This is a genomic window from Bradyrhizobium sp. C9 (genome assembly GCF_002532045.1).
Lineage (GTDB): Bacteria > Pseudomonadota > Alphaproteobacteria > Rhizobiales > Xanthobacteraceae > Bradyrhizobium.
Genome location: NZ_NWTG01000002.1, coordinates 273,317 through 296,000 on the forward strand (window position 1 = coordinate 273,317; position 22,684 = coordinate 296,000).

The window sequence follows — 22,684 nt, forward strand, 5'->3', positions numbered from 1 at the left end:
ATTGGGAGCATCGTAGCCCGGATGGAGCGAAGCGCAATCTGCACCGCAAGCATATCCGTCGTTCCGGACAAGCCAACGGGTCGGCGCGGAGCACCGCCCGATGACAGGCTCCGCGAAGCGGAGCACAGATCCGGGACCCATAACCACAGGGTTGTGTTTTGCGAAGGCTGGTAACTCACATCTCGTGCAATAACCACGTCTCGTGGTTATCGGTCCCGGCCTTCGCCGGGACGACGGTTGAATGTGAGTTAAGCGCGGAGCAGAACTACTCCGCGGCGCCTGCCGTCTCCGGCAGCTTGGCGCCGTTGCCGTAACGCTGGTCGATATAGTCGATCACCAGCGCCTTGAAGTCGGCGGCGATGCCCGGACCACGCAGGGTGCGGAACTTCTTGCCGTCGACGAACACAGGCGCAGCCGGCGCCTCGCCGGTGCCGGGCAGCGAGATGCCGATGTTAGCGTGCTTGGATTCGCCGGGGCCGTTGACGATGCAGCCCATCACCGCGACGTTGAGCTCTTCGACGCCCGGATACCTGGTCTTCCAGGCCGGCATCTCGTCGCGAATGAAATCCTGGATCGAGCGCGCCAGCTCCTGGAACGTGGTCGAGGTGGTGCGGCCGCAGCCCGGGCAGGCGGCAACCAGCGGCACGAAGGTGCGGAAGCCCATGGTCTGCAGCAGTTCCTGCGCGACCTGCACTTCCAGCGTGCGGTCGCCGCCGGGCTCCGGCGTCAGCGAGATGCGGATGGTGTCGCCGATGCCCTGCTGCAGCAGGATGCCGAGCGCGGCCGAGGAGGCCACGATGCCCTTCGAGCCCATGCCGGCCTCGGTGAGGCCGAGGTGGATCGCATAGTCCGAGCGGCGCACGACTTCCTGATAGACCGCGATCAGGTCCTGCACGGCCGAGACCTTGGCCGACAGGATGATCTTGTTCTTGGGCATGCCGAGCTCTTGGGCGCGGGCCGCCGACAGCAATGCCGACTGCACCATCGCCTCGCGGGTCACCGCGCGGGCATCGCGCGGATTGGCCGATGCCGTGTTCTCGTCCATCAGCTTGGTGAGCAGCTCCTGGTCGAGCGAGCCCCAATTGGCGCCGATGCGCACCGGCTTGCCGTTCTTGTTCGCGATCTCGATGATGTCGGCGAATTGGGTGTCGCGCTTGTTCTTGAAGCCGACATTGCCGGGATTGATGCGGTACTTGTCGAGCGCCTCGGCGCAATCAGGATATTCGGCGAGCAGCTTGTGGCCGATATAGTGGAAGTCGCCGATCAATGGCGTGGTGATGCCGCGCTTGCGCAGGCCGTCACGGATATGCGGCACGGCGGCAGCAGCTTCCTCGCGGTCGACGGTGATGCGCACCATCTCGGAGCCGGCGCGGGACAGCGCGGCGACCTGGGCGATGGTGCCGTCGATATCGGCGGTGTCGGTGTTGGTCATCGACTGCACGACGATCGGCGCACCGCCGCCGACGGCAACGTTGCCGACCATGACCTGCGTGGTTCGGTGCCGCGGCGCGGGGCCGGCGATGTCGTCTTGCGGCAAAATCTCGGGCTTGTTCATGGCGTCTCGAATATCAGGTTTTGGTGACATTCACCAAGGGGACGATGGGCCTCGCGCAAGACGGGCCAAACGGTGATGTTTCGGAGTGAATTCAATAGCTTATGACGCCGATTGAGGCCAAACGCAAGCCATGCAGCAGCGTCGTGCATGGACAGCTATATTGGGCCGAATTGGGGTGAATCAAAGGGCAAAGTGACAGCTTTTCATGTGATCCGGAGCATCTTAGCATCCCGTTAAACGCACACCGGGAGGCGCGACATGGCCGGCCATAGCGAGCTGATCACCACGGCGGAACTCGCCGACATCCTGACCCGGCCGGATCTCCGCCTGTTCGACTGCACGACCTATCTGGAGCCGGCCCCGGCCGGCAGCAACATTCCCTATGTCGTCGTCTCGGGCCGTCAGACGTTTGAGGCCGGTCACATCCCGGGCGCGAATTTCCTCGATTTGCAGGCCGAATTCTCCGATCCCCGCACCGAGCTGCGCTTCATGATGCCGCCGACGGCCCAGCTCGAGGCCGCGTTCGGCCGCCACGGCATCTCGGCGAACAGCCGCGTGGTGCTCTATTCGATCGGCAGCGCGATGTGGGCGACGCGGTTCTGGTGGATGCTGCATTCGCTCGGCTTCGACGGCGCCGCGGTGCTCGACGGCGGCATCGACAAATGGACCGCCGAGGGACGCGACATCGAGACCGGGCTTGCCGGCGGCTATCCGCAAGCGACGTTCTCGGCGCGGCCGAAGGACGGCATGTTCGTCGGCAAGCACGACGTGCTCGCCGCGACCACCGAGGGCGACACCGTGATCGTCAATGCGCTCGGCCCGCAATTCTACAAGGGACTGGAGCCGAGCCGTTACGGCCGGCCCGGCCGCATCCCCGGCAGCGTCAGCGTGCCGGCGGCAACCCTGATCGATCCCAAGGCCAAGACGTTCGTGCCGCTTCCGGAGGCCGAAGCGACTTTCGCCGCGCAAGGCATCAGCAAGGACAAGCGCGTCGTCGCCTATTGCGGCGGCGGCATCTCCGCGACCATCGACCTGTTCCAGCTGCATCGGCTCGGCTACGACAACCTCACGCTCTATGACGGCTCGATGGGCGAATGGGCGAAGGATGCAGAGCTGCCGATCGAAGTGGGGTAGTGAGGAGTTCAAAACCCTCCACCGTCGTCCCGGCGGAGGCCTGGCCCCATACGCCACAGCAGTTGGAGTGAATGGGACTCGTCATTCCAGCGACGCCCAACAATAAGCTTTTGTGGTCATGGGTCCGGCCTTCGCCGGACGACAATGAGTATGTGGCCGCGCTGATGCGCCACACATCCGCGATCTCAAAACATCACGCCGGCACATTCGGATCCGGCGTCACCTTCGGGTCGGGCTTGTTGACGAGATAAAGGCCGGCGATCACCAGCAGCGCGGCGACGCCGAACACTGCGGTCAGCGTGTCGTGCATGACGAAATAAGCCGCGACCACGCCGAACAGCGGCGTGACGAAGGTGAAGGCCGACAGCTTGCTGGCCGAATAAGTCTTCACCATCGCAAACCAGATGACAAAAGTGCAGCCCACCACCCAGACCGCCTGATAGGCGAGCAGCGAGATCGACAGCGCGCTCGGCACGTGCTCGATGCGCTCGCCGGCGATCCAGGCCGCCAACGCGAGGATCGGAATCGAGATCGCGACCTGATAGCCGAGCGCCTTTTCCGGCGCGGCCTTGCGCAGCTGCGTGCCCTTGGCGACCAGCGTGGTCGCCGCCCACAGCGCGCCGCCGCCGACCACCATGAGGTCGCCGAGCAGCACCTTGGCGTCGACGTTGGGCTGCGGCACGCCGATCGCGAGCGCAACGCCGGCAAAGCTCAGCGCCAGCCCGCTCCACTGCACGGTCGACAGACGCTCACCGAGGAACTGGTGCGAACCGAGCGCGACGAAGAACGGCGCGGTGTAGAGGAACACCGAGGCGCGCGAGGCCGAGGTGAAGGTGAGGCCGGTGAAGATGAGCACGAACTCGCAGCCGAACATCAGCCCGGCGATCACACCGGGCAGCAGCGTGCCGTCGCGTTCGAAGAATTTGACCCCGCGCAGCCGGCCGACGATCAGCATGACCGGCAGCGCGCCCGAGGAGCGGATCAGCGCCTGCAGCATCGGCGGCACATCGGGCAGCGCGAGCTTCACCGCGAGCTGGTTGAAGCCCCAGCTCACGCACAGCATCAGCATCAACGCGATAGCGCCGGGCGGCAGCCCATGGCCGACGCTGACGGGCCTCGTGACGCTGGCGGAGATCGCTTGGGTCGACATGTTTCCTCGCGGGCCGGCTTGCTGCCGTGTTGTTGTTGGCGCGTTAGGCTCCCTCGCCCCGCTCTTGCGGGGAGAGGGCTGGGGTGAGGGGCCGTCTTTGCAAACTCGAATAGACGAACTTGCGGGGGCTCCCCCTCACCCGAAATTCGCTCACGCGAATTTCGACCTCTCCCCGCAAGCGGGGCGAGGTGACTGGAAAGCTACGCCGATGAGTCAGAACCATCGCGCATCACGTCTTCTGGCAATGCGCACAGGTGCCGGCGATCTCGACCACGGAGAGCTTTGGGATGAAGCCCGAGGCCCGCGCCGCGGCGGTCAGGCTCTGCGCGACCGGGGCGGCGGGGATTTCGCCGACCGAGCCGCAATGGTCGCAGATCAAAAACGCCACCATCGAGGTCTCGTCATGATCGTGCGCGCAGGCAAGGAAAGCGTTGCGGCTCTCGATGCGGTGGACGAGGCCGTTCTCCATCAGGAAATCGAGCGCGCGATACACGGTAATCGGTGCCGGGCGCGGCATCGTCTTGGCCAGTTCGTCGATCACCTCATAGGCACCGAGCGGCCGATGGCTCGACAGCAGCGCCTGCAGCACCTGACGCCGGATCGGAGTGAATTTCTGGCCGCGGCGCGCGCAGACCTGTTCGGCATGCGCCATCGCATCCGCGGCGCAACGGCCGTGATCGTGGTCGGGGGCAGGAAATGTCGGCTTGGTGAGGCTCATTACCCCGATATGTAGCATTTCTGCGCCGGTTCCCATAGCCCGGCCCCGGGCCCCGTCCCCGACCGCCTTGCAGCCATGTGCGCCATGCGGGGCAGCTCCACGTTAACACCTTATGCAGAATTCATAAGCAAGCTTATTATATCTCAAGCTTATGGAGATGGGTCTATGCGCGGTTCCGTGGATACGGACTTCTTGTTTACGCTTGGCGAGTTGTTCCGGCTGATCCGCGTCTATGCCGACAAGGAGGCTGCGCGCTACGGCATCACCCGCGCGCAATGGGCGGTGCTGTCGAAGGTGGAACGCCAGGAAGGCATGAAGCAGACCGAGCTCGCCGAGCTGCTCGAGATGCAGCCGATCACGCTGACGCGGCTGATCGACAAGCTCTGCGACAATGGCTGGATCGAGCGCCGCAGCGACGAGAACGACCGTCGCGTCAACCGCCTCTATCTGAAGAAGGCCGCGCGCCCGCTGCTCGGGAAGCTGGCCGGCCTGCGCTCCGAACTCACCGCGACGGCGCTCGAGGGCATCAGCCCTGCCGACGCGCATCGCCTGCTCACTCAATTGGAATCGATCAAGGAAAACGTTCGCAATGCCATCCAAAGCCCAGCCGGCGAGCCCTCCCGAAAGGAACAACGCTATGGCTGAACCCGTACTCAAGCTGGCGCCTGAGCAGAAGAGCAATCCCGGTGAGCCGACGCCGGCAGGCAAGGCCAGCCGCGCGCCGCGCCGTCGCTTGATGGCAGGCTTGCGCCGCTATCGCCGCGTGCTGCTGCTCGTCGTGCTGCCGATCGTGGCTGTCATCGTCGGCGGCGTGTTCTATCTCAATGGCGGCCGCTATGTCGGCACCGACGACGCCTATGTCGGCGCGCAGAAGGTGCTGATCACGCCGGAGATCTCCGGCAAGATCGACAAGATCGTCGTCAAGGAAGGCCAGCACGTCAGGAAGGGCGACGAGCTGTTCGAGATCGACCCTGTGCCGTTCCGCCTCGCAGTCGACCAGGCCAAGGCGGCGCTCGACCAGACCAGGACCACCTATGATAACCTGGTCGACAACATCAAGATCAACACCAGGATGCTCGAATTCGCCCAGCAGAGCATCGAACTGAAGAAGAAGGACGTCGATCGCAAATCGACGCTCGCCAAGCAGAATTTCGGCTCGCAGCTCGACCTCGACAACGCGGCCAATGCGCAGGTCACCGCCGAGAGTCTGGCGCAATACATCAGGCAGCAGATCTCCAACGCCAAGACGCAGCTGCTCGGCGATGTCGATTTGCCGATCGAGCGCTTCCCGCCCTATGCGCAGGCCAAGGCCAAGCTCGACGACGCCCAGCGCAATCTCGATCACACCGTGCTGCGCGCGCCGATGGACGGCGTGGCGACGCAGGTCGACCAGATCCAGCTCGGCCGCTTCGTCGCCGCGGGCGCGCCGGTGTTCTCGGTGATCGACGTCGACCATCCCTGGGTCGATGCCAATCCGAAGGAAAGCGACTTCACCTATGTCGCGGTCGGCCAGCCGGTGACGCTCGACGTCGACGCGTTCCCGAACCACGAATTCAAGGGCAAGATCGGCTCGCTGTCGCCCGGCACCGGCGCGCAGTTCGCGATCCTGCCGCCGCAGAACGCCACCGGCAACTTCGTCAAGGTGGTGCAGCGGGTGCCGGTGCGGATCTACTTCGACGAGAACGATCCGTTCGTGAAGAAGCTGAAGGCCGGCATGAGTGTCTACGCGACGATCGACACCAACCACCGCCGCACGCTGGCCGGCCTGCTCGGGCTGGGCTCAGCCTCTGCCCATCCGGACCACCAGGACTAAGACGCGATGAATGCACCGTCACCATCCGCCGTGCCCGGCTTGCGCCGGAACATGGTGACGATCTGCGCGATGACCGCGACGATCATGCAGGCGCTCGACACCACGATCGCCAACGTCGCGCTGCCCTACATGCAGGGCTCGCTGTCGGCCTCGCAGGACCAGATCAACTGGGTGCTGACCTCCTACATCGTCGCGGCCGCGATCATGACCGCGCCGGTGGGCTGGATCGCCAACCGCTTCGGCCGCAAGCGCATCTTCATCATCTGCTCGGCCGGCTTCACCATTGCCTCGGTGTTCTGCGGCCTCGCGCAGGACATCAACCAGATGGTGCTGTTCCGCCTGTTGCAGGGTGTGTTCGGCGCGGCGCTGGTGCCGCTGTCGCAGGCGGTGATGCTGGATTCCTACGCACTGCATGAGCGCGCCAAGGCGATGTCGATCTGGGGCATGGGCGTGATGATGGGTCCGATCATGGGCCCCTCGCTCGGTGCCTGGCTGACCGAGACCTATTCCTGGCACTGGGTGTTCTTCGTCAACCTGCCGTTCGGCTTGTTCACGGTGCTCGGCCTGATCGTCTTCATGGACGAGACCAGGCAGGACCGCGCGCTGCGCTTCGACTGGTTCGGCTTCGGCGCGCTCGCGATCGCGATCGGCGCGTTGCAGCTCGCGCTGGACCGCGGCGAGCAGCTCGGCTGGCTGGAATCCAACGAGATCATGATCGAGTTCATCGTGGCGGCGGTCGGCGCTTACTTCTTCTTCGCCCATTCGCTGACCACCGACAAACCGTTCATCCAGTTCGCGATCTTCAAGGACCGCAATTTCCTCGGCGGCGTCGTGTTCATGACGGTAATGGGCCTCGTGCTGTATTCGACCATGGCGCTGTCCTCGCCGTATCTGCAGAACGTGGTCGGCTATCCGATCATCACCGCCGGCCTGTTGCTGGCGACCCGCGGCGCCGGCACTTTCGTCGCGATGATGCTGGTCGGCCGCCTGATGCGCTACATCGAGGCGCGCACGCTGATCATCTCCGGCCTGGGGCTGACTGCGGCGTCGCTGTTCCAGATGACCGGCTGGACCGACATGACGCAGGCGCGCGAGATCATCGTCGTCAGCGTGATCCAGGGTTTTGGCTTCGGCCTCGTCTTCGTGCCGCTGTCGACGGTGGCGTTCCTGACGCTGCCCAACCAGCTACGTACCGACGGCACCTCGATGCTGACGCTGTTCCGCAACGTCGCAAGCTCGGTCGGCATCTCGATCGTGATCGCGCAGCTCACCGAGGGCGGGCGGCGGATCTACGCAAAGATGTCGGAGCAGATCAATCCGTTCAACCACGCGCTGCAGATGCCCGACGTCGCGGGCATGATCAACCTCAACACCGATGCCGGCCGCGCGCTGGCCGACAAGATGGTGGCGGCGCAATCGCAGATCATCGCGTTCTCGCACGACTACCAGCTGGTGATGCTGTTCATCCTGGTGTCGATCCCGCTCGCGCTGATGATCGGCTCGACCAAGGCCACGCTGCGCGCACAGTCGGCGCCGTCGGATCATGCCGCGGTGATGGAGTAGGTTTTTCGCGACCACCACCATCGTCGTCCCGGCGCAGGCCGGGACCCATAACCACAGGGTCGTGTTGTAAGAGGAGTTGCGGCCCCAGCGTCGCGCAACAATTTACATTTGAGGTAATGGGTCCCGGCCTGCGCCGGGACGACGTAGGAAGCCAAGCGCCCCCTCCGAAAGCGCAAGACACTGTCACCGCAATCGCGTTGACTTTCCGGGGCCTCCTCCCAATACTTCGCAAAAACAAATACCCGTCGCAAATGACGGCTTCAGGGGAGGACGCGATGCCGACTTCACGCAGGACGCTGCTGAAGACTTCAGCGGCTGCCGCCGCTGCTTTCAGCTTCGATTGGACGCGCGCGCAGGCGCAGGCCGAGACGGTCCGGATCGGTGTGATCTACGACCTGACCGGCCCGTTTGCCGCCGGCGGCTCGGTCGCCTCCTCGATCGGCACGCAGATCGCGATCGATCTCGTCAACGAGAAGGGCGGCGTCGGCGGCAAGTACAAGATTGCGCCGGTCAATGTCGATTCCCAGAGCAAGCCCGATGTCGCGATCAACGAGGCCAATCGGCTGATCGATCAGGAGAAGGTCGACATCCTCAACGGCGTATTCGCGAGCTCGCACGCGGTGCCGCTCGCCGCCAAGGTCGAGCAGCAGAAGCGGATCCTCTGGATCACGACCGCGGTCTCGACCGCCGTGTTCAAGGACAAGAACCTGCAATACGTGTTCCGCGCCCAGATCCATTCCGACCAGTACGGCCAGGCCTTCGGCGGCTTCCTCGGCGAGCACGCCAAGGCCAGGCTCGGCATGGAGCCGAAGGACGTCAAGGTTGCGCTGATCCATGAGGACGGTCCTTACGGCGTCGGCGTTGCCGCGGCCGACGAAATGTTCGCCAAGGAAGCCGGGCTGCAGGTCGTGCTCAAGGAAGGCTATTCGGCCTCCGCGCCCGATCTCTCGGTGCTGGTGACCAAATTGAAGCGCGCCAAGGCCGACATCATCTCGCATGCCGGCTACAACCCCGACATCACGCTGTTCCTGCGCCAGGCGCGCGAGAGCGGGCTGAAGTTCAAGATGCTGTTCGGCGCCGGCGCCGGCTACAGCCAGCTCGACAAGCTGCGCACGACGTTCGGCGCCGACATCGACAATTTCTGCAACATCGATCCCGTCCCCGCGCAACTGCTCGATCCCGCCAAGCTCGCGCCGGGGGTCGGCGATCTCACCAAGGTGATGGTGGCGCGCTATCGCGAGAAGACCAGCGCCACCGAAGTGCCGCCGCACTGCTCGATGGGCTTCAACCAGACCTGGGTGCTGCTCAACAATGTGCTGCCGGTCGCCAAGGAGAAATACGGCGGCTTCGATCCCGAGGCGATCCGCAAGGCGGCGCTCGACGTCGACATCCCGCCGGGCGGCACTATCCAGGGCTACGGCGTGAAGTTCTATCCGCCGGGCACGCCAATGTCGGGCCAGAACGAGCGCTCGACACCTGTCGTGATGCAGAACGCCGGCGAGCGCATCACCGTGGTGTGGCCGACCAATATCAGGACGCAGGATCCGGTGTTCCCGCTGCCGAAGGGATCGGTGTACGGGGCGTAGGGTGGCGCCGAGATGATCGGGACCGCAGCGGCGGTGCACCCTCTCCCCTTGTGGGAGAGGGTGGCTTCGATGCGACGCATCGAAGCCGGGTGAGGGGTTCTCTCCGCACATGATCTCTCGCGACTGAGATCGCGGCGACAACCCCTCATCCGGCGCGCTGCGCGCGCCACCTTCTCCCACAAGGGGAGAAGGGAAGAGGCACACGGCTAAAGCACCACCCGCCTGCCCTCGTCCGCCGCCCAATAGCCGGCGTAGTTCACCTTCGTCGTCTCATACGCCAGCGCGAGGTCGGCGAGCGGCTGGCGCCCCGTCGCCACACATTCCATGAAGTCCTGGATCTCCTGCAGATAGCCGCGGGTCCATTCCTCCTCGAGACAGACATACTGCCAGCCGGTTTTGCGATCGACCTTCTCGGTGAAGTAGACGGAGGCGAGCCTTTCTTCTGATGTCTGGTAGCTCACGAGATGCGTGTTGGGCGTGATGTTGGCGAACAATGAGCCGCCCGACGTATAGGTCTCGATCAGATTGCGGACGCCGCCCATGATCATGTCGCCGGAAAACACCGTCGCCTTGGTGCCGTCGGAGAAGGTCGCGGTCAGCGTACCCCAATCCTCGACATCGACCGGATTGGCCTTGATGTAGGCGCGCTCCTCGGGCTTGAGCGAAGCCGTCACATTCCCGACATCGCAGGTGACGCTTGCGACGTTGATGGTCTCGCCGCGGGCGCGGGCCTCGACCTGCTTGAGATAGAGCACCGCCGACAGCGGATGGCAGCCCATCCGGATCAGCGATCCGCCGCCGGTCATCGCCCACGCTGCGGCGTGCGCGGCATGCGAGCCGGAATGACTCTCCTCGCCCTTCATGAACAGGATCTTGTCGCCCGTCGCGCGGATGATCTCCGCGGTCTTGGTCACCGCGGGCGCGTAGATCCAGTCCTCGGCATACATGAAGAGTTTTCCGCTGCGCTCGATCGCGGCGCGGGTCGCTTCCATCTCCTCCATCACGCGCTGGTACATCAGCGCCTTCGGGACGTGCCGGCCGATCGGCGCCTTGTCGCCGTCGCGGCCGAAATAGCCGCTGAACGGCTTCTCGCAGATCACATGCTTGCCGGCCTGCATCGCCTCGACGATCATCGCGGCATGCAGGTTGGGCGGCGTGCAGACGTCGATGACGTCAAGCTCGCGGTCGGCGACCAGTTCGGCAAAGCTGCGATAGGCGTTCGGGATTCCGTGCTTGCGCGCGAACTCGACCACATGATCGCCGCGCGCCGCCACCGCCCTCACCTCGACATCGACGCCATAGACGCGCCGGTAGGCGACCATATGCAGTTCCGATACGAAGCCGCAGCCGGCCAGACCGATCCTTATTTTTGTCATTCAATGCTCCCGCCGTTCAGCCGAGCGCAGCGTAGCGTGCAGCCATCACGGCGTCGAACGCATTTGCCATCGCGGCATGCGGCGGGGTTAATCCCGTGAACAGCTTGAATGCATCGGCCGAGGCGTTGATCGCAAGCTCTCGTCCGGTCAGGACGCTTGCGCCTTTGGCTTTTGCTGCTGTCAGGAGCGGCGTCCAGAGTGGCGTGTAGACGGCGTCGGCGACCCACATCGCCGGGTGCAGCAGCGCGTCCGGCACCGGCGTGTCACGGCTCGGCAGCATGCCGACCGGCGTTGCATTGACGAGACCTGTGGCGCCGTCCACCGCGATCGCGACGCTGCCGGCATGGACCGCATGGCGATCCGCCAACTGGGCCGCGAGCCGCGCGGCCTTGGCGGCATCGGCATCGAAGATCCTGATCCCGGCGACACCGATACCGGCCAGCGCGAAGGCGATCGCCTTGCCGACACCGCCGGCACCGATCAATGCGATCGGGCCGCGCGGCGCGCTGGCGAGCAACGGCGCGATCGCACGCGCAAAGCCCGATGCATCGGTGTTGTGCCCGACGAGACGGGTGCCACTGGCGACAATGGTGTTGACCGCGCCGATCGCGCGGGCATCCGGCGTGAGGTCATCGAGCAGATCGACCACCGCCTCCTTGTAGGGAAAAGTGACGTTGACGCCGGCGAAGCCGAGCCGCCTGACGCCCTCGAGCATGGCGCGCAGCTCATCGCGACCGGCGCCATCGACCTCGATGAGTTGGTAGTGACAGTGAACGCCGAGCGCGGCGGCGGCCTGCTCGTGCATTGCAGGCGCCGCCGAATGCGCGATCGGGTACCCGATCAGACCGGCCAGGAAACGGTCGCGCATTGTCCCTCACGTCAGTCGTGCTCAGCTCATGCGGTCGAGCCGAGCATAGCTGTCTTCCATGCCGTGCTCCATGCCGGTCGCGAGCATCGCCGCGCGCGTCTCGGCATCCGGCAAGGTCATCCGCATCGTCATCACGGTGCCGCTGCCGTCGGGCGCAAACCGCGTCTCGACGTGATTATCCGGGGTCGGATCCGGCAGGTGCATGCGCTCGACATGCACGATGCGGCTGTACGGTTCGAGCGCGACATATTCGCCGGTCAAATGAAAGCCGCCGCCCTTGCCGTCGGTCCATTCGTAGCGAATCTTGCCGCCGGGCCTGAGGTCGCTGATGCAGACCGGCATGGTCCAACCTTCCGGACCGAGCAGCCACTTCTGCAAGATCTCCGGCTCTGTATGCGCGCGATACACCGCTTCCGGCGGCGCGGCAAAGCGCCTGGTGACAACGATGTAGCGGTCGCCTTCGGTCTTCAGCGTCAACTTGCTCATGGGATACCCTTCACGTCTCAGGCTTCATGGCGGCCAGCACTCCGTCCAGCCGGTCGTAATTGGTTTCAAGCGCCCGCCGCAGCATGCCGAGCCATTGATCGATCTCGGCGACCGCCGTCGGCGCCAGCCGGCACGGCCGCTTGGTGCCTTCAACGCGGCGAACGATCAGACCCGCGCCCTCGAGCACCTTGAGATGGCGGGAGATCGCGGGCTGGGTCATCTCGAACGGCTCGACCAGCTCCATGACAGTCGCCTCACCCAAAGCGAGACGCGCCAGGATCGCCCGGCGGGTCGGGTCGGCGAGTGCGGAAAAGGCGGCGTCGAGGTTGGGCATCCTTGATCCCGTATCTGTTATATAACCGACTTGCTATATAACCGATCACGCATAGTCAAGCAAAATCCGCTGCGGCGATGGCGCGCAGCGGATTTGGTCGTCCCAGTGCAGGATTGGCGCGCCGCCGGGCGCGGTCAGCGGCTAGACGTCGAAGAACACGGTCTCGTCGTCGCCCTGCAGATGGACGTCGAACGTGTAGGTATTGCCCGCACCGGCCTTGCGCTTCGCGATCAAGGTCGGGCGGCGATCGGCCGGCACCAGCGCGAGCACGGCATCGCCGGCGTTGCCGGCTTCGTCGTCGAAATAGATCCTTGTGTAGAGATGCAGCAGCATGCCGCGTGCGAACACCGCGAGCACGATGTGCGGCGCCTGCGGCTTGCCGTCGGCATCAGGCACCACGCCGGGCTTGATGGTGTCGAACGCATAGAAGCCGCTCTTGTCGGTGCCGCAGCGACCGAAGCCCTTGAACGAGGAATTCGGCAGCGCGCGCGCATCCTGCGGATCGGAGAAGCGGCCCTGGCTGTCGGCCTGCCAGATCTCCAGCATGCAATCCGGGATCACGGCGCCGTCGCCGTCATAGACGGTACCCTCGACACGGATGCGCTCGCCCGAGGCGTCAGGCGTCAGCAAGTTGTTGGTGAAAGCATCGTTCCACTCATACTCGCCGTTCGGCGTCAGGCCGTATTTGAAATAGGGGCCGACGGTCTGCGAGGGCGTGATTCCATCAGGACGTGACACTTACTTGGTCTCCATCGGCGTGGCGCTGCGCCCGCGCAGCACGATATCGAAGCGATAGCAAAGCGCCCATTCCGGCTTGGTGTTCTCGAGATCGAACGACGAGATCATCCGCGCCCGCGCCTTCTCATCCGTCACCGAATTGAAGATCGGATCGAACGGGAACAGCGGATCGCCGGGGAAATACATCTGCGTCACCAGCCGCGAGATGAAGGAATGCCCGAACACCGAGAAGTGGATATGCGCGGGCCGCCACGCATTGTGATGATTGCCCCACGGATACGCGCCGGGCTTGATGGTGATGAACTTGTAGTAGCCTTGCGCGTCACTCTGCGTCCGGCCGGCGCCGGTAAAATTCGGATCGAGCGGCGCGGGGTGCTGGTCGACGACGTGGATGTAGCGGCCGCAGGCATTGGCCTGCCACAACTCGACCAGCGTATTCGGGACCCCGCGGCCATCCTCGTCGCGCACATGACCGTGCACGATGATGCGCTCGCCGAGCGGCTCGCCCTTGGCCTGGATGGTGAGATCATTGTCGTGCGCGCGCACGGTCTCATGACCGTAGACCGGACCGGTCAGTTCCGAGAGCGTGTGCCGCATCGGGATCAGCGGCTTTTGCGGCGAGCGCTTCACGGTGGAGCGATAGTCCGGCGACAGCCGCGCCGGATGGGCCGCAAGCGATTGCAGCGGGTACAACAAGGTCATGGCGAATTCCTCCGCGGCCCACGCGCCCCGTGGGCTCACATCAGATCATTATAGCGCATAACCAAATTGGGGAAGGGCTGTTTTCAGCCCTTCCAAGCCATTGGATTAGTTCAGCTTTTCGATCGCGACGGCAACGCCTTGGCCGACCCCGACGCACATAGTTGCCAAGGCAAGCTTCCCGCCCCGCTTCTCCATGCCGTGCACGGCGGTCAGTACCAGCCGCGCGCCGCTCATGCCGAGCGGATGGCCGAGCGCGATCGCGCCGCCATGCGGATTGACGAAATCGGCGTCTTCCTTGACGCCGAGCTGGCGCAGGCAGGCGATGCCCTGCGAAGCGAAGGCTTCGTTGAGCTCGATCAGATCGAAGTCCGACACCTTGATGCCGAGGCGCTCGACCAGCTTCTTGGTCGCAGGCACCGGGCCGATGCCCATGATGCGCGGCGGCACCGCGGCCGAGGCGAGCCCGAGGATTTTTGCGCGCGGCGTCAGGCCGTGCTTCTTCACCGCGGCCTCCGAGGCCAGGATCATCGCGGCGGCGCCGTCATTGACACCGGAGGCGTTGCCCGCGGTCACGGTGCCCGGATTGCGCACGATCGGCTTCAGCTTGGCGAGAGCTTCGAGCGTGGTCTCCGGCCGCGGATGCTCGTCCTTGTCGACGGTGATCGGGCCGGCCTTGCCGCCCGGCACCTGGATCGGCACGATCTCCTCGGCGAAATAGCCCGATGCGATTGCGGCACCTGCGCGCTGCTGCGAGCGGATCGCCATCGCATCCTGATCGGCGCGCGAGACCTGGAATTCCTCGGCGACGTTCTCGCCGGTCTCCGGCATCGCATCGACGCCGTACTGCGCCTTCATCAGCGGATTGATGAAGCGCCACCCGATCGTGGTGTCGTAGATCTCGGACGAACGTGAGAAGGCCTCCGAGGCCTTGCCCATTACGAACGGCGCGCGCGTCATCGATTCGACGCCGCCCGCGATCGCGAAATCGATCTCGCCGGCGCGGATGGCACGGCCCGCGGCGCCGACCGCGTCGAGGCCGGAGGCGCAGAGCCGGTTCAGGGTCTGGCCGGGAACCGATTCCGGCATGCCGGCGAGCAGCAGCGCCATGCGCGCGACGTTGCGGTTGTCTTCGCCTGCCTGGTTGGCGCAGCCGAAATAGACCTCGTCGACCTCGTTCCAGTTGATCGTCGGATGCTTGGCCATCAGCGCCTTGATCGGGGCCGCGGCGAGATCGTCGGCGCGCACCTTGGCGAGCGAACCGCCGAAACGGCCGATCGGAGTCCGGACGGCATCACAAATGAACACATCACGCATTGAATCTCTCCCTGAATGCCGCGACTTAGGCGCTGGATCGGCTGGAACTTGAGGTGAGTTTTAGGAGCGTGCCCGCGGCAGGTCAATTGACGCGGCAGCGCGCCCCGCACGCATTACCGTGAGAGCTGTCATAATGGCACCGTGGACAGGGTGGAAAACTCCGCCTTCGCGGATAGGACCGCATGGCGAAATTCTGTAGTTTCCGCCCCTTGGAGCCCTGACGGTTCTGATGAAATCAGAATCGGGCTCCAGATTCTTCTTTGGACGCGTTTTCTTCACGCGAACCGGTGCCCACTTCTCTTGAAAACGCTTCGATGACCATTCAGCAGCCCATCCCCGCTCCGCCCGAAGCGACTCCCGCCGAGGCCCCGTCGCGCATCACGCCGATGATGGAACAGTATCTGGAGATCAAGGCGGCCCATCCCGGCCTGCTGCTGTTCTATCGGATGGGCGATTTTTACGAGCTGTTCTTCGAGGACGCCGAGATCGCCTCCAAGACGCTCGGCATCGTGCTGACCAAGCGCGGCAAGCATCAGGGCATCGACATCCCGATGTGCGGCGTGCCGGTCGAACGCTCCGAGGACTACCTGCATCGCCTGATCGGCGCCGGGCACCGCGTCGCGGTGTGCGAGCAGACGGAAAATCCCGCGGAGGCAAAAGCCCGCGGCAACAAGAGTGTAGTCCGCCGCGGCGTGGTGCGGCTGGTGACGCCGGGCACGCTGACCGAAGATACGCTGCTCGACGCCCGCACCAACAATTACCTGATCGCAATCGCGCGCGCCCGCGGCTCGGCCGGCGCGGATCGTCTCGGCCTTGCCTGGATCGACATCTCGACCTCCGAATTCATGGTGACGGAATGCGCGACATCAGAGCTTGCGGCGACGCTGGCGCGGATCAACCCGAACGAGGCTATCGTCACCGACGCGCTCTACAGCGACAATGAACTGGCGCCGACCTTGCGCGAACTGCCGTCGGTGACGCCGCTGACCCGTGACGTGTTCGACAGCGCCACCGCGGAGCGGCGGCTGTGCGACTACTTCGCGGTCGCGACCATGGATGGCCTGTCCGCGATGTCGCGGCTGGAGGCGACCGCCGCGGCCGCCGCCGTCACCTATATCGACCGCACCCAGGTGGGGAAACGTCCGCCGCTGTCGCCGCCGGCGCGCGAGGCCGCCGGCACCACGATGGCGATCGATCCGGCGACCCGCGCCAACCTCGAGCTGACGCGGACACTGGCCGGCGAACGCCGCGGCTCGCTGCTCGATGCGATCGACTGCACCGTCACGGCGGCGGGCTCGCGCCTCCTCGCACAACGCCTTGCCGCGCCGCTGACCGATGTCGCCGTGATCGCGCGGCGGCTCGATGCGGTTTCGGCGTTCGTTGCGGACTCGGCGGCGCGCGAGGACGTCAGAACCGTGCTGCGCGCGGCGCCCGACATGTCGCGGGCGCTGGCCCGGCTCTCGGTCGGCCGCGGCGGCCCGCGCGATCTCGCCAGCCTGCGCGACGGCATCCTCGCCGCCGACCAGGCGCTGGAGCTCTTGGCGCAGCTGACCAACCCACCGGCGGAAGTCTCCACGGTGATGGCGGCCTTGCGGCGCCCCTCGCGCGATCTGGCGCAGGAATTCTCCCGCGCACTCTCCGAGCAGTTGCCGCTGATCAAGCGCGACGGCGGCTTCGTCCGCGAAGGCTATGAGGCCGCGCTCGACGAGAGCCGCAATTTGCGCGATGCCTCGCGCCTCGTCGTCGCCGCGATGCAGGCGCGCTATGCCGAGGACAGCGGCATCAAGACGCTGAAGATCCGGCACAACAATGTGCTTGGCTATTTCGTCGAGGTCACCGCGCAGCACGGCGACAAGCTGTTCGCGCCGCCGCTGAATGCGACCTTCATCCACCGCCAGACGCTGGCGGGACAGGTCCGCTTCACCACGGCAGAGCTCGGCGAGACCGAGGCCAAGATCGCCAATGCCGGCGAGCGCGCGCTCAATCTCGAGCTCGAGATCTTCGAGCGGCTGAGCGCGCTGGCGCTCGCGGCGAGCGACGATCTGCGCAACGCCGCGCATGCCTTTGCGATGCTCGATGTCGCGACCTCGCTGGCGAAGCTTGCGATCGACGACAATTATGTGCGGCCCGATGTCGACGGCTCGCTCGGCTTTGCGATCGAGGGCGGCCGGCATCCGGTGGTCGAGCAGGCGCTAAAGCGCGACGGCCAGCCGTTCATCGCCAACGCCTGCGATCTGTCGCCGGCGCCGGGACAGAAGTCCGGCCAGCTCTGGCTGATCACCGGTCCGAACATGGCCGGTAAATCGACCTTCCTGCGCCAGAATGCGCTGATCGCGCTGCTGGCGCAGATCGGCTCCTACGTGCCGGCGTCGCGGGCGCGACTCGGCATCGTCGACCGGCTGTTCTCGCGCGTCGGCGCCGCCGACGATCTGGCGCGGGGACGCTCGACCTTCATGGTCGAGATGGTCGAGACCGCCGTGATCCTGAACCAGGCCAGCGAACGGTCGCTGGTGATCCTCGACGAGATCGGCCGCGGCACTGCGACCTTCGACGGCCTGTCGATTGCCTGGGCCGCGATCGAGCATCTGCATGAAAGCAACCGCTGCCGCACGCTCTTTGCCACCCACTATCATGAGCTGACCGCGCTCTCGGCAAAACTGCCGCGGATGTTCAACGCCACGGTGCGGGTCAAGGAATGGCAGGGCGATGTCGTGTTCCTGCACGAGGTGCTGCCGGGCTCCGCGGACCGCTCCTACGGCATCCAGGTCGCCAAGCTCGCCGGCCTGCCGCCGGCCGTGATCACGCGCGCCAAATCGGTGCTGGCGAAACTCGAAGCCCAGGACCGCGGCCAGACCGCGCGCGCTCTGGCCGACGACCTGCCACTGTTCGCCGTCCCCTCCCGCGCCGCAAGTGAGGACAAGCCGCCGAGCGAGGCGGATTTGCTGGTCGAGGCGGTGAAGGCACTGCATCCCGACGAGATGTCACCGCGCGAGGCGCTCGACGCGCTGTATGCGCTGAGGGCCAAACTGCCGAAGACATAGACGGTACCGTAGGATGGGTAGAGCAAAGCGAAACCCATCAACCGTTGTATGCCGAAGCATGATGGGTTTTGCTTCGCTCTACCCATCCCACGCCTCTACAGCTTCGCGGCTTTCCTCCGCCCGATCTGCCACAGCGCCAGATTCCACACGATGCAGGTGGCGAGCGCGCAGCTGAGCCCGATGGCCGAGCCGAATTGCGCGACCGCGATGTGCAGCACGGCGATGCCGAGGCCGAAGCCGAGCAGGCCCCAGGCGCTGTTGGCGAGCACGGCGGCGGTGGCGGGGCCGCCGATCCGCGGATGCAGGATCAGCATCATCGAGGAGAACACGATCGGAAACAGCGCGATCACGCCGGTGACGCGCGGGCCGACCCAGGTCGACGCGGTGACGACGGTGCCGACAAGGCTCGCGACCAGCGCGGCGCGCAGCGGAATGTCGTACCAGCGCCGCGCGATCAGCGGCATTTTCGCGACGTGCCGATAAGGCCTCAGCAGCGGGATGCAGATCGCAAAGGCAATGGCATTGAGGATCAAGCCGCCGGCGAGCGTCCAGGCGAACTGGCGAATGATGGTGCCGAGCACGAGCCACAAGGCGATCGCGGAACCCGCGCTGATCCACATGCCGCGGCGCTGCGCCAGCACGGCGTAAGTGAGGCCCATGAAGATCGTGGCGGCATTGACCGGCAGGCTCGACAGCGCGCCCTCGGCGATGAAGGCGGCGTCATGGTCGAGCGCGAGGAAGGTGTAGGACGGCCCGGCCGAGATCGGCAGCGTGGCGATCAGCGCGCCGATCACCGGTCCCGAACGTTCCGTGATGATGGACGCACTGACCACGAAGGCGGCGGCAACCGCCATGCGCAGCACAAGGAGCAGGACGAAGTGGAGTTCGGGGGACATCACGTGTCGTCCCGGCGAAGGCCGGGACCCATAACCACAAATGGGTGTGAGGAGCGAAAGCCGTCGGGCAGCGCGGCTTGAACCGAGAGGACACGGCGTATGGGTCCCGGCCTTCGCCGGGACGACACCGGTAAAGGCGGCTTAGACCCTGACCATCGACACCGACACCTTCGGGCCGTTCTTGATGGTCTGATAGACCACGCAATAACGCTCGGTGAGTTTCAGCAGCAGGTCGAGCTTGTCCTGCGGTGCGTCGGTGCCGACGTCGAAGCGCAGGCGGATCTCGCGGAAGCCGACCGGGGCCTCCTTGTCGACGCCGAGCGTGCCGCGGAAATCGAGATCGCCCTCGGCGAACACATTGCCGACCTTCAGCGGCACCTCGACGGCGGTCGCGACCGATTTCAGCGTGACCCCGGCGCAGGCGACCAGCGCTTCCAGCAGCATGTCGCCGGAGCAGAGCTCGAGCCCGGAGCCGCCGGTGGCGGGATGCAGGCCGGCGACCGCGAGCGCGCGGCCGGTTTCGACCTTGCAGGACAGGCTTTCGTTGTCGATCGTGCCCTTGGCCTTCAACGTGATCACGGCGGCCTGGGGATCGGTCTTGTAGCGCTCCTTGATCGGAGCCTGCATTGCGCGGAGTTCGGCGGAGTCCATAGGTGTCTGCTCCCGGCTGTTCTTCTTTATTCCGATGTAAGCCCTTGCCGCGCCGATGTCACCACCACATCGCCTCGCCGGCGCTGGATTTGTCCGTGACGTCACGCACCGAACGGTCCAGCGAGCGGTCGAGTGCGGTCAGCACGCGGCGCTTGAAGGTATCGAACAGCTCCGATTTGCGGTCGCGGGGCCGCGCCAGATTGATGGTGATCTCCTCGAACAGCCGGCCCGGCCGCGGCCGCATCACCAGCACCCGGTCGGCCAGCACCACCGCCTCGTCGACGTCATGGGTGACCAGGATCAAGGTCGGCCGCGTGTCGGCCCAGAGATCGAGCAGATGGTCCTGCAGGTCACGTCGCGTGAAGGCATCGAGCGCCGAGAACGGCTCGTCGAGCAGCAGCACTTCCGGTTGCGGCACCAGCGCACGGGCGATCGCGACCCGCTGCGCCTGCCCACCGGACAATTCGCGCGGCCATGCCACAGCCTTGTCGGCAAGGCCGACGCGGGCCAACGCCGCCGCGATCCGCTCGCGCCTGACCTCGGCTGGGAGATCGGCGAGACCGAAGCCGATATTGTCGGCGACGCTGAGCCATGGCAGCAGCCGCGGCTCCTGGAAGATGATGCCGATCTCGGCGTGCGGCGATGTGATCGGCGCATTGTCGAGCGTCACGCTGCCAGTGCTGGCGCGATCGAGGCCGGCGATGGCGCGCAGCAGCGTCGACTTGCCGCAACCGGAGCCGCCGATGATCGCGACGATCTCGCCGGGTGAAATCTCGGCCGAGAAGCGCTCCAGCGCGTGCACACCGTTCGGATAGGTCTTGCCGACCTCTTTGAGCGCCAGCATCACTGCCCTCCCCGCGCGCCGAACGCGTCCTGCCAGCGCAGCAGCGGCGCGGCGGCGACCTCGATCAGCCAGTCGGTGAGCTTGCCGAGGATCGCGAAGATCACGATCGCGGCGAGGATCTGCGCCGGCTTGCCGAGTTGCTGGCCGTCGAGCAGGAGATAGCCGAGACCTTCGGAGGCGCCGATCAATTCGGCCGCGACCACGAACATCCAGCCGAGGCCGAGGCCGACCCGCAGCGACACCACATAGGCCGGCAGCACCGCCGGCAACAGGATGCGGCGGATCATCGCCGGTCCGGAGAGGCGGAACACGCGGCCGACCTCGACGATCTTGCGATCGACCGCCAGGATCGCGCCCATCACGCCGAGATAGATCGGAAAGAACACGCCGACCGCGATCAGCGCGACCTTCGAGGTTTCGAAGATGCCGAGCCAGAGCACGAACAGCGGCACCCAGGCGAGCGAAGGGATCGCACGCAGCGCCTGTACGGTCGGATCAAGCAGCCGCTTGGCAAAATCCCAGTAGCCGGAGATCGCACCCATGATGGTGCCGGCGACGACGCCAAGCGCAAAACCCGCGCCGACGCGCCAGAGCGTCGCCAGGATATGGCGCGACAGCTCGCCGCTTTTGGCGAGCGCCACGATGGTCTCGAACACCTTCGACGGCGGCGGCACCAGGCGGCCGTTGGAATAGCCGAGAGCAACGACCAGTTCCCAGCCCAGCGCGAGCGCGACCGGCAGCACGAGCCCGAGCACCGGGCGCGCATAACGCGACCACCGCGCCGCCGCCGCCGCACGCGGCGCGGCCGTCTGTTCCAGCGCAGGCAGGTCAACGGACATGGCCATAGCAAGAACTATTCTTCCGGCGGGATTGCAAGGTGGGGATCGCCCCCGTCCATTCTACGTCGTCCCGGCGAAGGCCGGGACGACAGTTGTTAATTCGTCGGCAGCGGGACCTGATCGTCGATCAAGCTGTCGAGCGCGGCCTTCACGTCGGTCTTGGCATCGATCACGCCGGCCTGTTGCAAGGCGAGGCCCGCGGCCAGGATCGACTCGCGCTGGGGGCTACCGATCCGGCTGTGGGTCAGCTCGGTGCGCTCCTTGAGCTGCTTGTCGACCACGGCATCGGGCAGCTTGGTGACCGCGATGAAGGTCTTCTTCAGCTCGTCATAGTTCGCCAGCGAATATTTCCGCGCCTCTTCATAGGTGGCGAGCACGCGGCGGACGATATCCGGATGCGCTTTCAAAAACTCCTCGCGCACATTGAGGATGCCCCAGGTGTTGGCGTCGGCCTTCCGGTAGAACAGCTTGGCGCCGTCCTCGACCTCGGCCTGCGCCATCATCGGGTCGAGGCCGGCCCAGGCGTCGACATCGCCGCGGATCAGCGCGGTCTTGCCGTCGGCGTGCTGCAGCAGCACCGGGGTGATGTCCTTTTCCGTCAGGCCGGCGCCGAGCAGCGCACGGACCAGGAAGATGTGCGGGTCGGTGCCCCGGGTCACCGCGACGCGCTTGCCCTTGAGGTCGGCGACGGAGGCGATCTTGGAGTCCTTGGTGGTGACCAGCGCGGTCCATTCCGGGCGCGAATAGACATAGATCGACTTGATCGGGTTGCCGTTGATCCGGGCGACCAAAGCGGCCGAGCCCGCGGTCGAGCCGAGATCGATCGAACCGGCGTTGAGGAATTCGAGCGCCTTGTTGGAGCCGGCCGACTGCACCCAGACGATGCTGATGCCGTCCTTGGCGAACTCCTTCTCCAGCAGGCCCTTCTGCTTCAGGACCATCGACACCGGATTGTAGGTCGCCCAGTCGATCCGGATCTCCTTCAGCGCGTCGGCGGCGAGAGCTGCGCCGGGCAGCAACGCGGAGATCGCGAACAGCGCCGCAAAAGCGCGCCGGGAAAATTTCTGCATTGGTCG

Annotated in this window: 21 protein-coding genes; 6 read left to right on the plus strand and 15 right to left on the minus strand. The window is 65.5% G+C overall.

Annotated features, from left to right (window positions below; all coding sequences use genetic code 11):
- Nucleotides 1–265: 265 nt before the first annotated feature.
- Entirely contained in the window at nt 266–1,555 is a 1,290-nt protein-coding gene (gene ispG, locus CO675_RS06155) for a flavodoxin-dependent (E)-4-hydroxy-3-methylbut-2-enyl-diphosphate synthase (RefSeq protein WP_097671147.1), read from the minus strand.
- 258 nt (nt 1,556–1,813) lie between these two features.
- Here ispG and CO675_RS06160 point away from each other — a divergent pair, with 258 nt between their 5' ends.
- Entirely contained in the window at nt 1,814–2,689 is an 876-nt protein-coding gene (locus CO675_RS06160; RefSeq protein WP_097671148.1) for a sulfurtransferase, read from the plus strand.
- Between the two features lie 193 nt (nt 2,690–2,882).
- On the opposite strand, the gene CO675_RS06165 is transcribed toward CO675_RS06160, so the two are convergent.
- Both CO675_RS06165 and CO675_RS06170 read right to left on the minus strand, forming a co-directional pair.
- Complete coding sequence (locus tag CO675_RS06165; protein WP_198964506.1) at nt 2,883–3,839, minus strand: DMT family transporter; 957 nt, start codon at nt 3,837–3,839, stop codon at nt 2,883–2,885.
- A gap of 229 nt (nt 3,840–4,068) precedes the next feature.
- A complete protein-coding gene (locus tag CO675_RS06170) occupies nt 4,069–4,557 on the minus strand; it encodes a Fur family transcriptional regulator (RefSeq protein ID WP_097671149.1) in 489 nt (162 codons plus the stop codon).
- A gap of 165 nt (nt 4,558–4,722) precedes the next feature.
- On the opposite strand from CO675_RS06170, the gene CO675_RS06175 reads away from it, so the two are divergent.
- The 4 genes from CO675_RS06175 to CO675_RS06190 all read left to right on the plus strand — a co-directional run bounded on the left by CO675_RS06175 (nt 4,723) and on the right by CO675_RS06190 (nt 9,519).
- Nucleotides 4,723–5,202 carry a MarR family winged helix-turn-helix transcriptional regulator gene (locus CO675_RS06175; RefSeq protein ID WP_097671150.1) on the plus strand — a complete coding sequence of 160 codons (480 nt, stop codon included), beginning with the start codon at nt 4,723–4,725 and terminating at the stop codon, nt 5,200–5,202.
- Nucleotides 5,195–6,370 (plus strand): HlyD family secretion protein, encoded by a 1,176-nt coding sequence (locus CO675_RS06180; RefSeq protein ID WP_097671151.1) that lies wholly within the window; start codon nt 5,195–5,197, stop codon nt 6,368–6,370. The genes CO675_RS06175 and CO675_RS06180 overlap by 8 nt, the downstream gene beginning before the upstream one ends.
- 6 nt (nt 6,371–6,376) lie before the next feature.
- Nucleotides 6,377–7,933: an MDR family MFS transporter gene (locus tag CO675_RS06185; protein ID WP_097671152.1), complete on the plus strand. Its 1,557-nt coding sequence runs from the start codon at nt 6,377–6,379 to the stop codon at nt 7,931–7,933.
- Between the two features lie 275 nt (nt 7,934–8,208).
- Complete coding sequence (locus tag CO675_RS06190; RefSeq protein ID WP_050404758.1) at nt 8,209–9,519, plus strand: ABC transporter substrate-binding protein; 1,311 nt, start codon at nt 8,209–8,211, stop codon at nt 9,517–9,519.
- A gap of 206 nt (nt 9,520–9,725) precedes the next feature.
- On the opposite strand, the gene CO675_RS06195 is transcribed toward CO675_RS06190, so the two are convergent.
- The 7 genes from CO675_RS06195 to pcaF form a co-directional block, all read right to left on the minus strand.
- The gene (locus CO675_RS06195; RefSeq protein WP_097671153.1) at nt 9,726–10,895 is read right to left on the minus strand and encodes a Gfo/Idh/MocA family protein; all 1,170 of its coding nucleotides are present in this window, start codon (nt 10,893–10,895) and stop codon (nt 9,726–9,728) included.
- Nucleotides 10,896–10,911: 16 nt separating this feature from the next.
- Complete coding sequence (locus CO675_RS06200) at nt 10,912–11,763, minus strand: shikimate dehydrogenase (protein WP_097671154.1); 852 nt, start codon at nt 11,761–11,763, stop codon at nt 10,912–10,914.
- A 21-nt stretch (nt 11,764–11,784) separates the two neighbouring features.
- Nucleotides 11,785–12,249, minus strand: coding sequence for an SRPBCC domain-containing protein (locus CO675_RS06205; protein WP_097671155.1), 465 nt, complete (start codon nt 12,247–12,249; stop codon nt 11,785–11,787).
- A 10-nt stretch (nt 12,250–12,259) separates the two neighbouring features.
- On the minus strand, nt 12,260–12,583 hold the full coding sequence (locus tag CO675_RS06210) for an ArsR/SmtB family transcription factor (protein WP_097671156.1): 324 nt from the start codon (nt 12,581–12,583) through the stop codon (nt 12,260–12,262).
- A gap of 141 nt (nt 12,584–12,724) precedes the next feature.
- Nucleotides 12,725–13,321, minus strand: a complete 597-nt coding sequence (gene pcaG, locus CO675_RS06215) for a protocatechuate 3,4-dioxygenase subunit alpha (RefSeq protein WP_097671157.1) — start codon at nt 13,319–13,321, stop codon at nt 12,725–12,727.
- Nucleotides 13,322–14,023: a protocatechuate 3,4-dioxygenase subunit beta gene (gene pcaH / locus CO675_RS06220; protein ID WP_097671158.1), complete on the minus strand. Its 702-nt coding sequence runs from the start codon at nt 14,021–14,023 to the stop codon at nt 13,322–13,324.
- 105 nt (nt 14,024–14,128) lie between these two features.
- Nucleotides 14,129–15,337 (minus strand): 3-oxoadipyl-CoA thiolase, encoded by a 1,209-nt coding sequence (pcaF, locus tag CO675_RS06225; RefSeq protein ID WP_097671159.1) that lies wholly within the window; start codon nt 15,335–15,337, stop codon nt 14,129–14,131.
- Nucleotides 15,338–15,651: 314 nt separating this feature from the next.
- Between pcaF and mutS the strand changes: the two genes are divergently transcribed.
- On the plus strand, nt 15,652–18,378 hold the full coding sequence (gene mutS, locus CO675_RS06230; RefSeq protein WP_097671160.1) for a DNA mismatch repair protein MutS: 2,727 nt from the start codon (nt 15,652–15,654) through the stop codon (nt 18,376–18,378).
- Nucleotides 18,379–18,473: 95 nt separating this feature from the next.
- On the opposite strand, the gene CO675_RS06235 is transcribed toward mutS, so the two are convergent.
- From CO675_RS06235 to CO675_RS06255, 5 genes are all read right to left on the minus strand, one after another.
- A complete protein-coding gene (locus CO675_RS06235; RefSeq protein ID WP_097671161.1) occupies nt 18,474–19,274 on the minus strand; it encodes a hypothetical protein in 801 nt (266 codons plus the stop codon).
- A 141-nt stretch (nt 19,275–19,415) separates the two neighbouring features.
- Nucleotides 19,416–19,925, minus strand: coding sequence for an OsmC family protein (locus tag CO675_RS06240; RefSeq protein ID WP_097671162.1), 510 nt, complete (start codon nt 19,923–19,925; stop codon nt 19,416–19,418).
- A gap of 58 nt (nt 19,926–19,983) precedes the next feature.
- Nucleotides 19,984–20,769 (minus strand): ABC transporter ATP-binding protein, encoded by a 786-nt coding sequence (locus tag CO675_RS06245; protein WP_097671163.1) that lies wholly within the window; start codon nt 20,767–20,769, stop codon nt 19,984–19,986.
- Nucleotides 20,769–21,608: an ABC transporter permease gene (locus CO675_RS06250; protein ID WP_097671413.1), complete on the minus strand. Its 840-nt coding sequence runs from the start codon at nt 21,606–21,608 to the stop codon at nt 20,769–20,771. Before CO675_RS06250 ends, CO675_RS06245 begins: the two co-directional genes overlap by 1 nt.
- A gap of 95 nt (nt 21,609–21,703) precedes the next feature.
- Nucleotides 21,704–22,678: an aliphatic sulfonate ABC transporter substrate-binding protein gene (locus tag CO675_RS06255; RefSeq protein ID WP_097671164.1), complete on the minus strand. Its 975-nt coding sequence runs from the start codon at nt 22,676–22,678 to the stop codon at nt 21,704–21,706.
- Nucleotides 22,679–22,684: the final 6 nt, after the last annotated feature.

Bases quoted from the DNA above. Each gene is read 5' to 3' on its own strand.
- CO675_RS06175 (WP_097671150.1), top strand. From the start codon at position 4,723: ATGCGCGGTTCCGTGGATACGGACTTCTTGTTTACGCTTGGCGAGTTG.
- CO675_RS06195 (WP_097671153.1), bottom strand. From the start codon at position 10,895: ATGACAAAAATAAGGATCGGTCTGGCCGGCTGCGGCTTCGTATCGGAA.
- CO675_RS06255 (WP_097671164.1), bottom strand. From the start codon at position 22,678: ATGCAGAAATTTTCCCGGCGCGCTTTTGCGGCGCTGTTCGCGATCTCC.
- CO675_RS06245 (WP_097671163.1), bottom strand. From the start codon at position 20,769: ATGCTGGCGCTCAAAGAGGTCGGCAAGACCTATCCGAACGGTGTGCAC.
- ispG (WP_097671147.1), bottom strand. From the start codon at position 1,555: ATGAACAAGCCCGAGATTTTGCCGCAAGACGACATCGCCGGCCCCGCG.
- mutS (WP_097671160.1), top strand. From the start codon at position 15,652: ATGACCATTCAGCAGCCCATCCCCGCTCCGCCCGAAGCGACTCCCGCC.
- CO675_RS06235 (WP_097671161.1), bottom strand. From the start codon at position 19,274: ATGTCCCCCGAACTCCACTTCGTCCTGCTCCTTGTGCTGCGCATGGCG.
- CO675_RS06200 (WP_097671154.1), bottom strand. From the start codon at position 11,763: ATGCGCGACCGTTTCCTGGCCGGTCTGATCGGGTACCCGATCGCGCAT.
- CO675_RS06190 (WP_050404758.1), top strand. From the start codon at position 8,209: ATGCCGACTTCACGCAGGACGCTGCTGAAGACTTCAGCGGCTGCCGCC.
- CO675_RS06165 (WP_198964506.1), bottom strand. From the start codon at position 3,839: ATGTCGACCCAAGCGATCTCCGCCAGCGTCACGAGGCCCGTCAGCGTC.
- pcaH (WP_097671158.1), bottom strand. From the start codon at position 14,023: ATGACCTTGTTGTACCCGCTGCAATCGCTTGCGGCCCATCCGGCGCGG.
- CO675_RS06210 (WP_097671156.1), bottom strand. From the start codon at position 12,583: ATGCCCAACCTCGACGCCGCCTTTTCCGCACTCGCCGACCCGACCCGC.
- CO675_RS06185 (WP_097671152.1), top strand. From the start codon at position 6,377: ATGAATGCACCGTCACCATCCGCCGTGCCCGGCTTGCGCCGGAACATG.
- CO675_RS06250 (WP_097671413.1), bottom strand. From the start codon at position 21,608: ATGTCCGTTGACCTGCCTGCGCTGGAACAGACGGCCGCGCCGCGTGCG.
- CO675_RS06160 (WP_097671148.1), top strand. From the start codon at position 1,814: ATGGCCGGCCATAGCGAGCTGATCACCACGGCGGAACTCGCCGACATC.
- CO675_RS06180 (WP_097671151.1), top strand. From the start codon at position 5,195: ATGGCTGAACCCGTACTCAAGCTGGCGCCTGAGCAGAAGAGCAATCCC.
- CO675_RS06170 (WP_097671149.1), bottom strand. From the start codon at position 4,557: ATGAGCCTCACCAAGCCGACATTTCCTGCCCCCGACCACGATCACGGC.
- CO675_RS06205 (WP_097671155.1), bottom strand. From the start codon at position 12,249: ATGAGCAAGTTGACGCTGAAGACCGAAGGCGACCGCTACATCGTTGTC.
- pcaF (WP_097671159.1), bottom strand. From the start codon at position 15,337: ATGCGTGATGTGTTCATTTGTGATGCCGTCCGGACTCCGATCGGCCGT.
- CO675_RS06240 (WP_097671162.1), bottom strand. From the start codon at position 19,925: ATGGACTCCGCCGAACTCCGCGCAATGCAGGCTCCGATCAAGGAGCGC.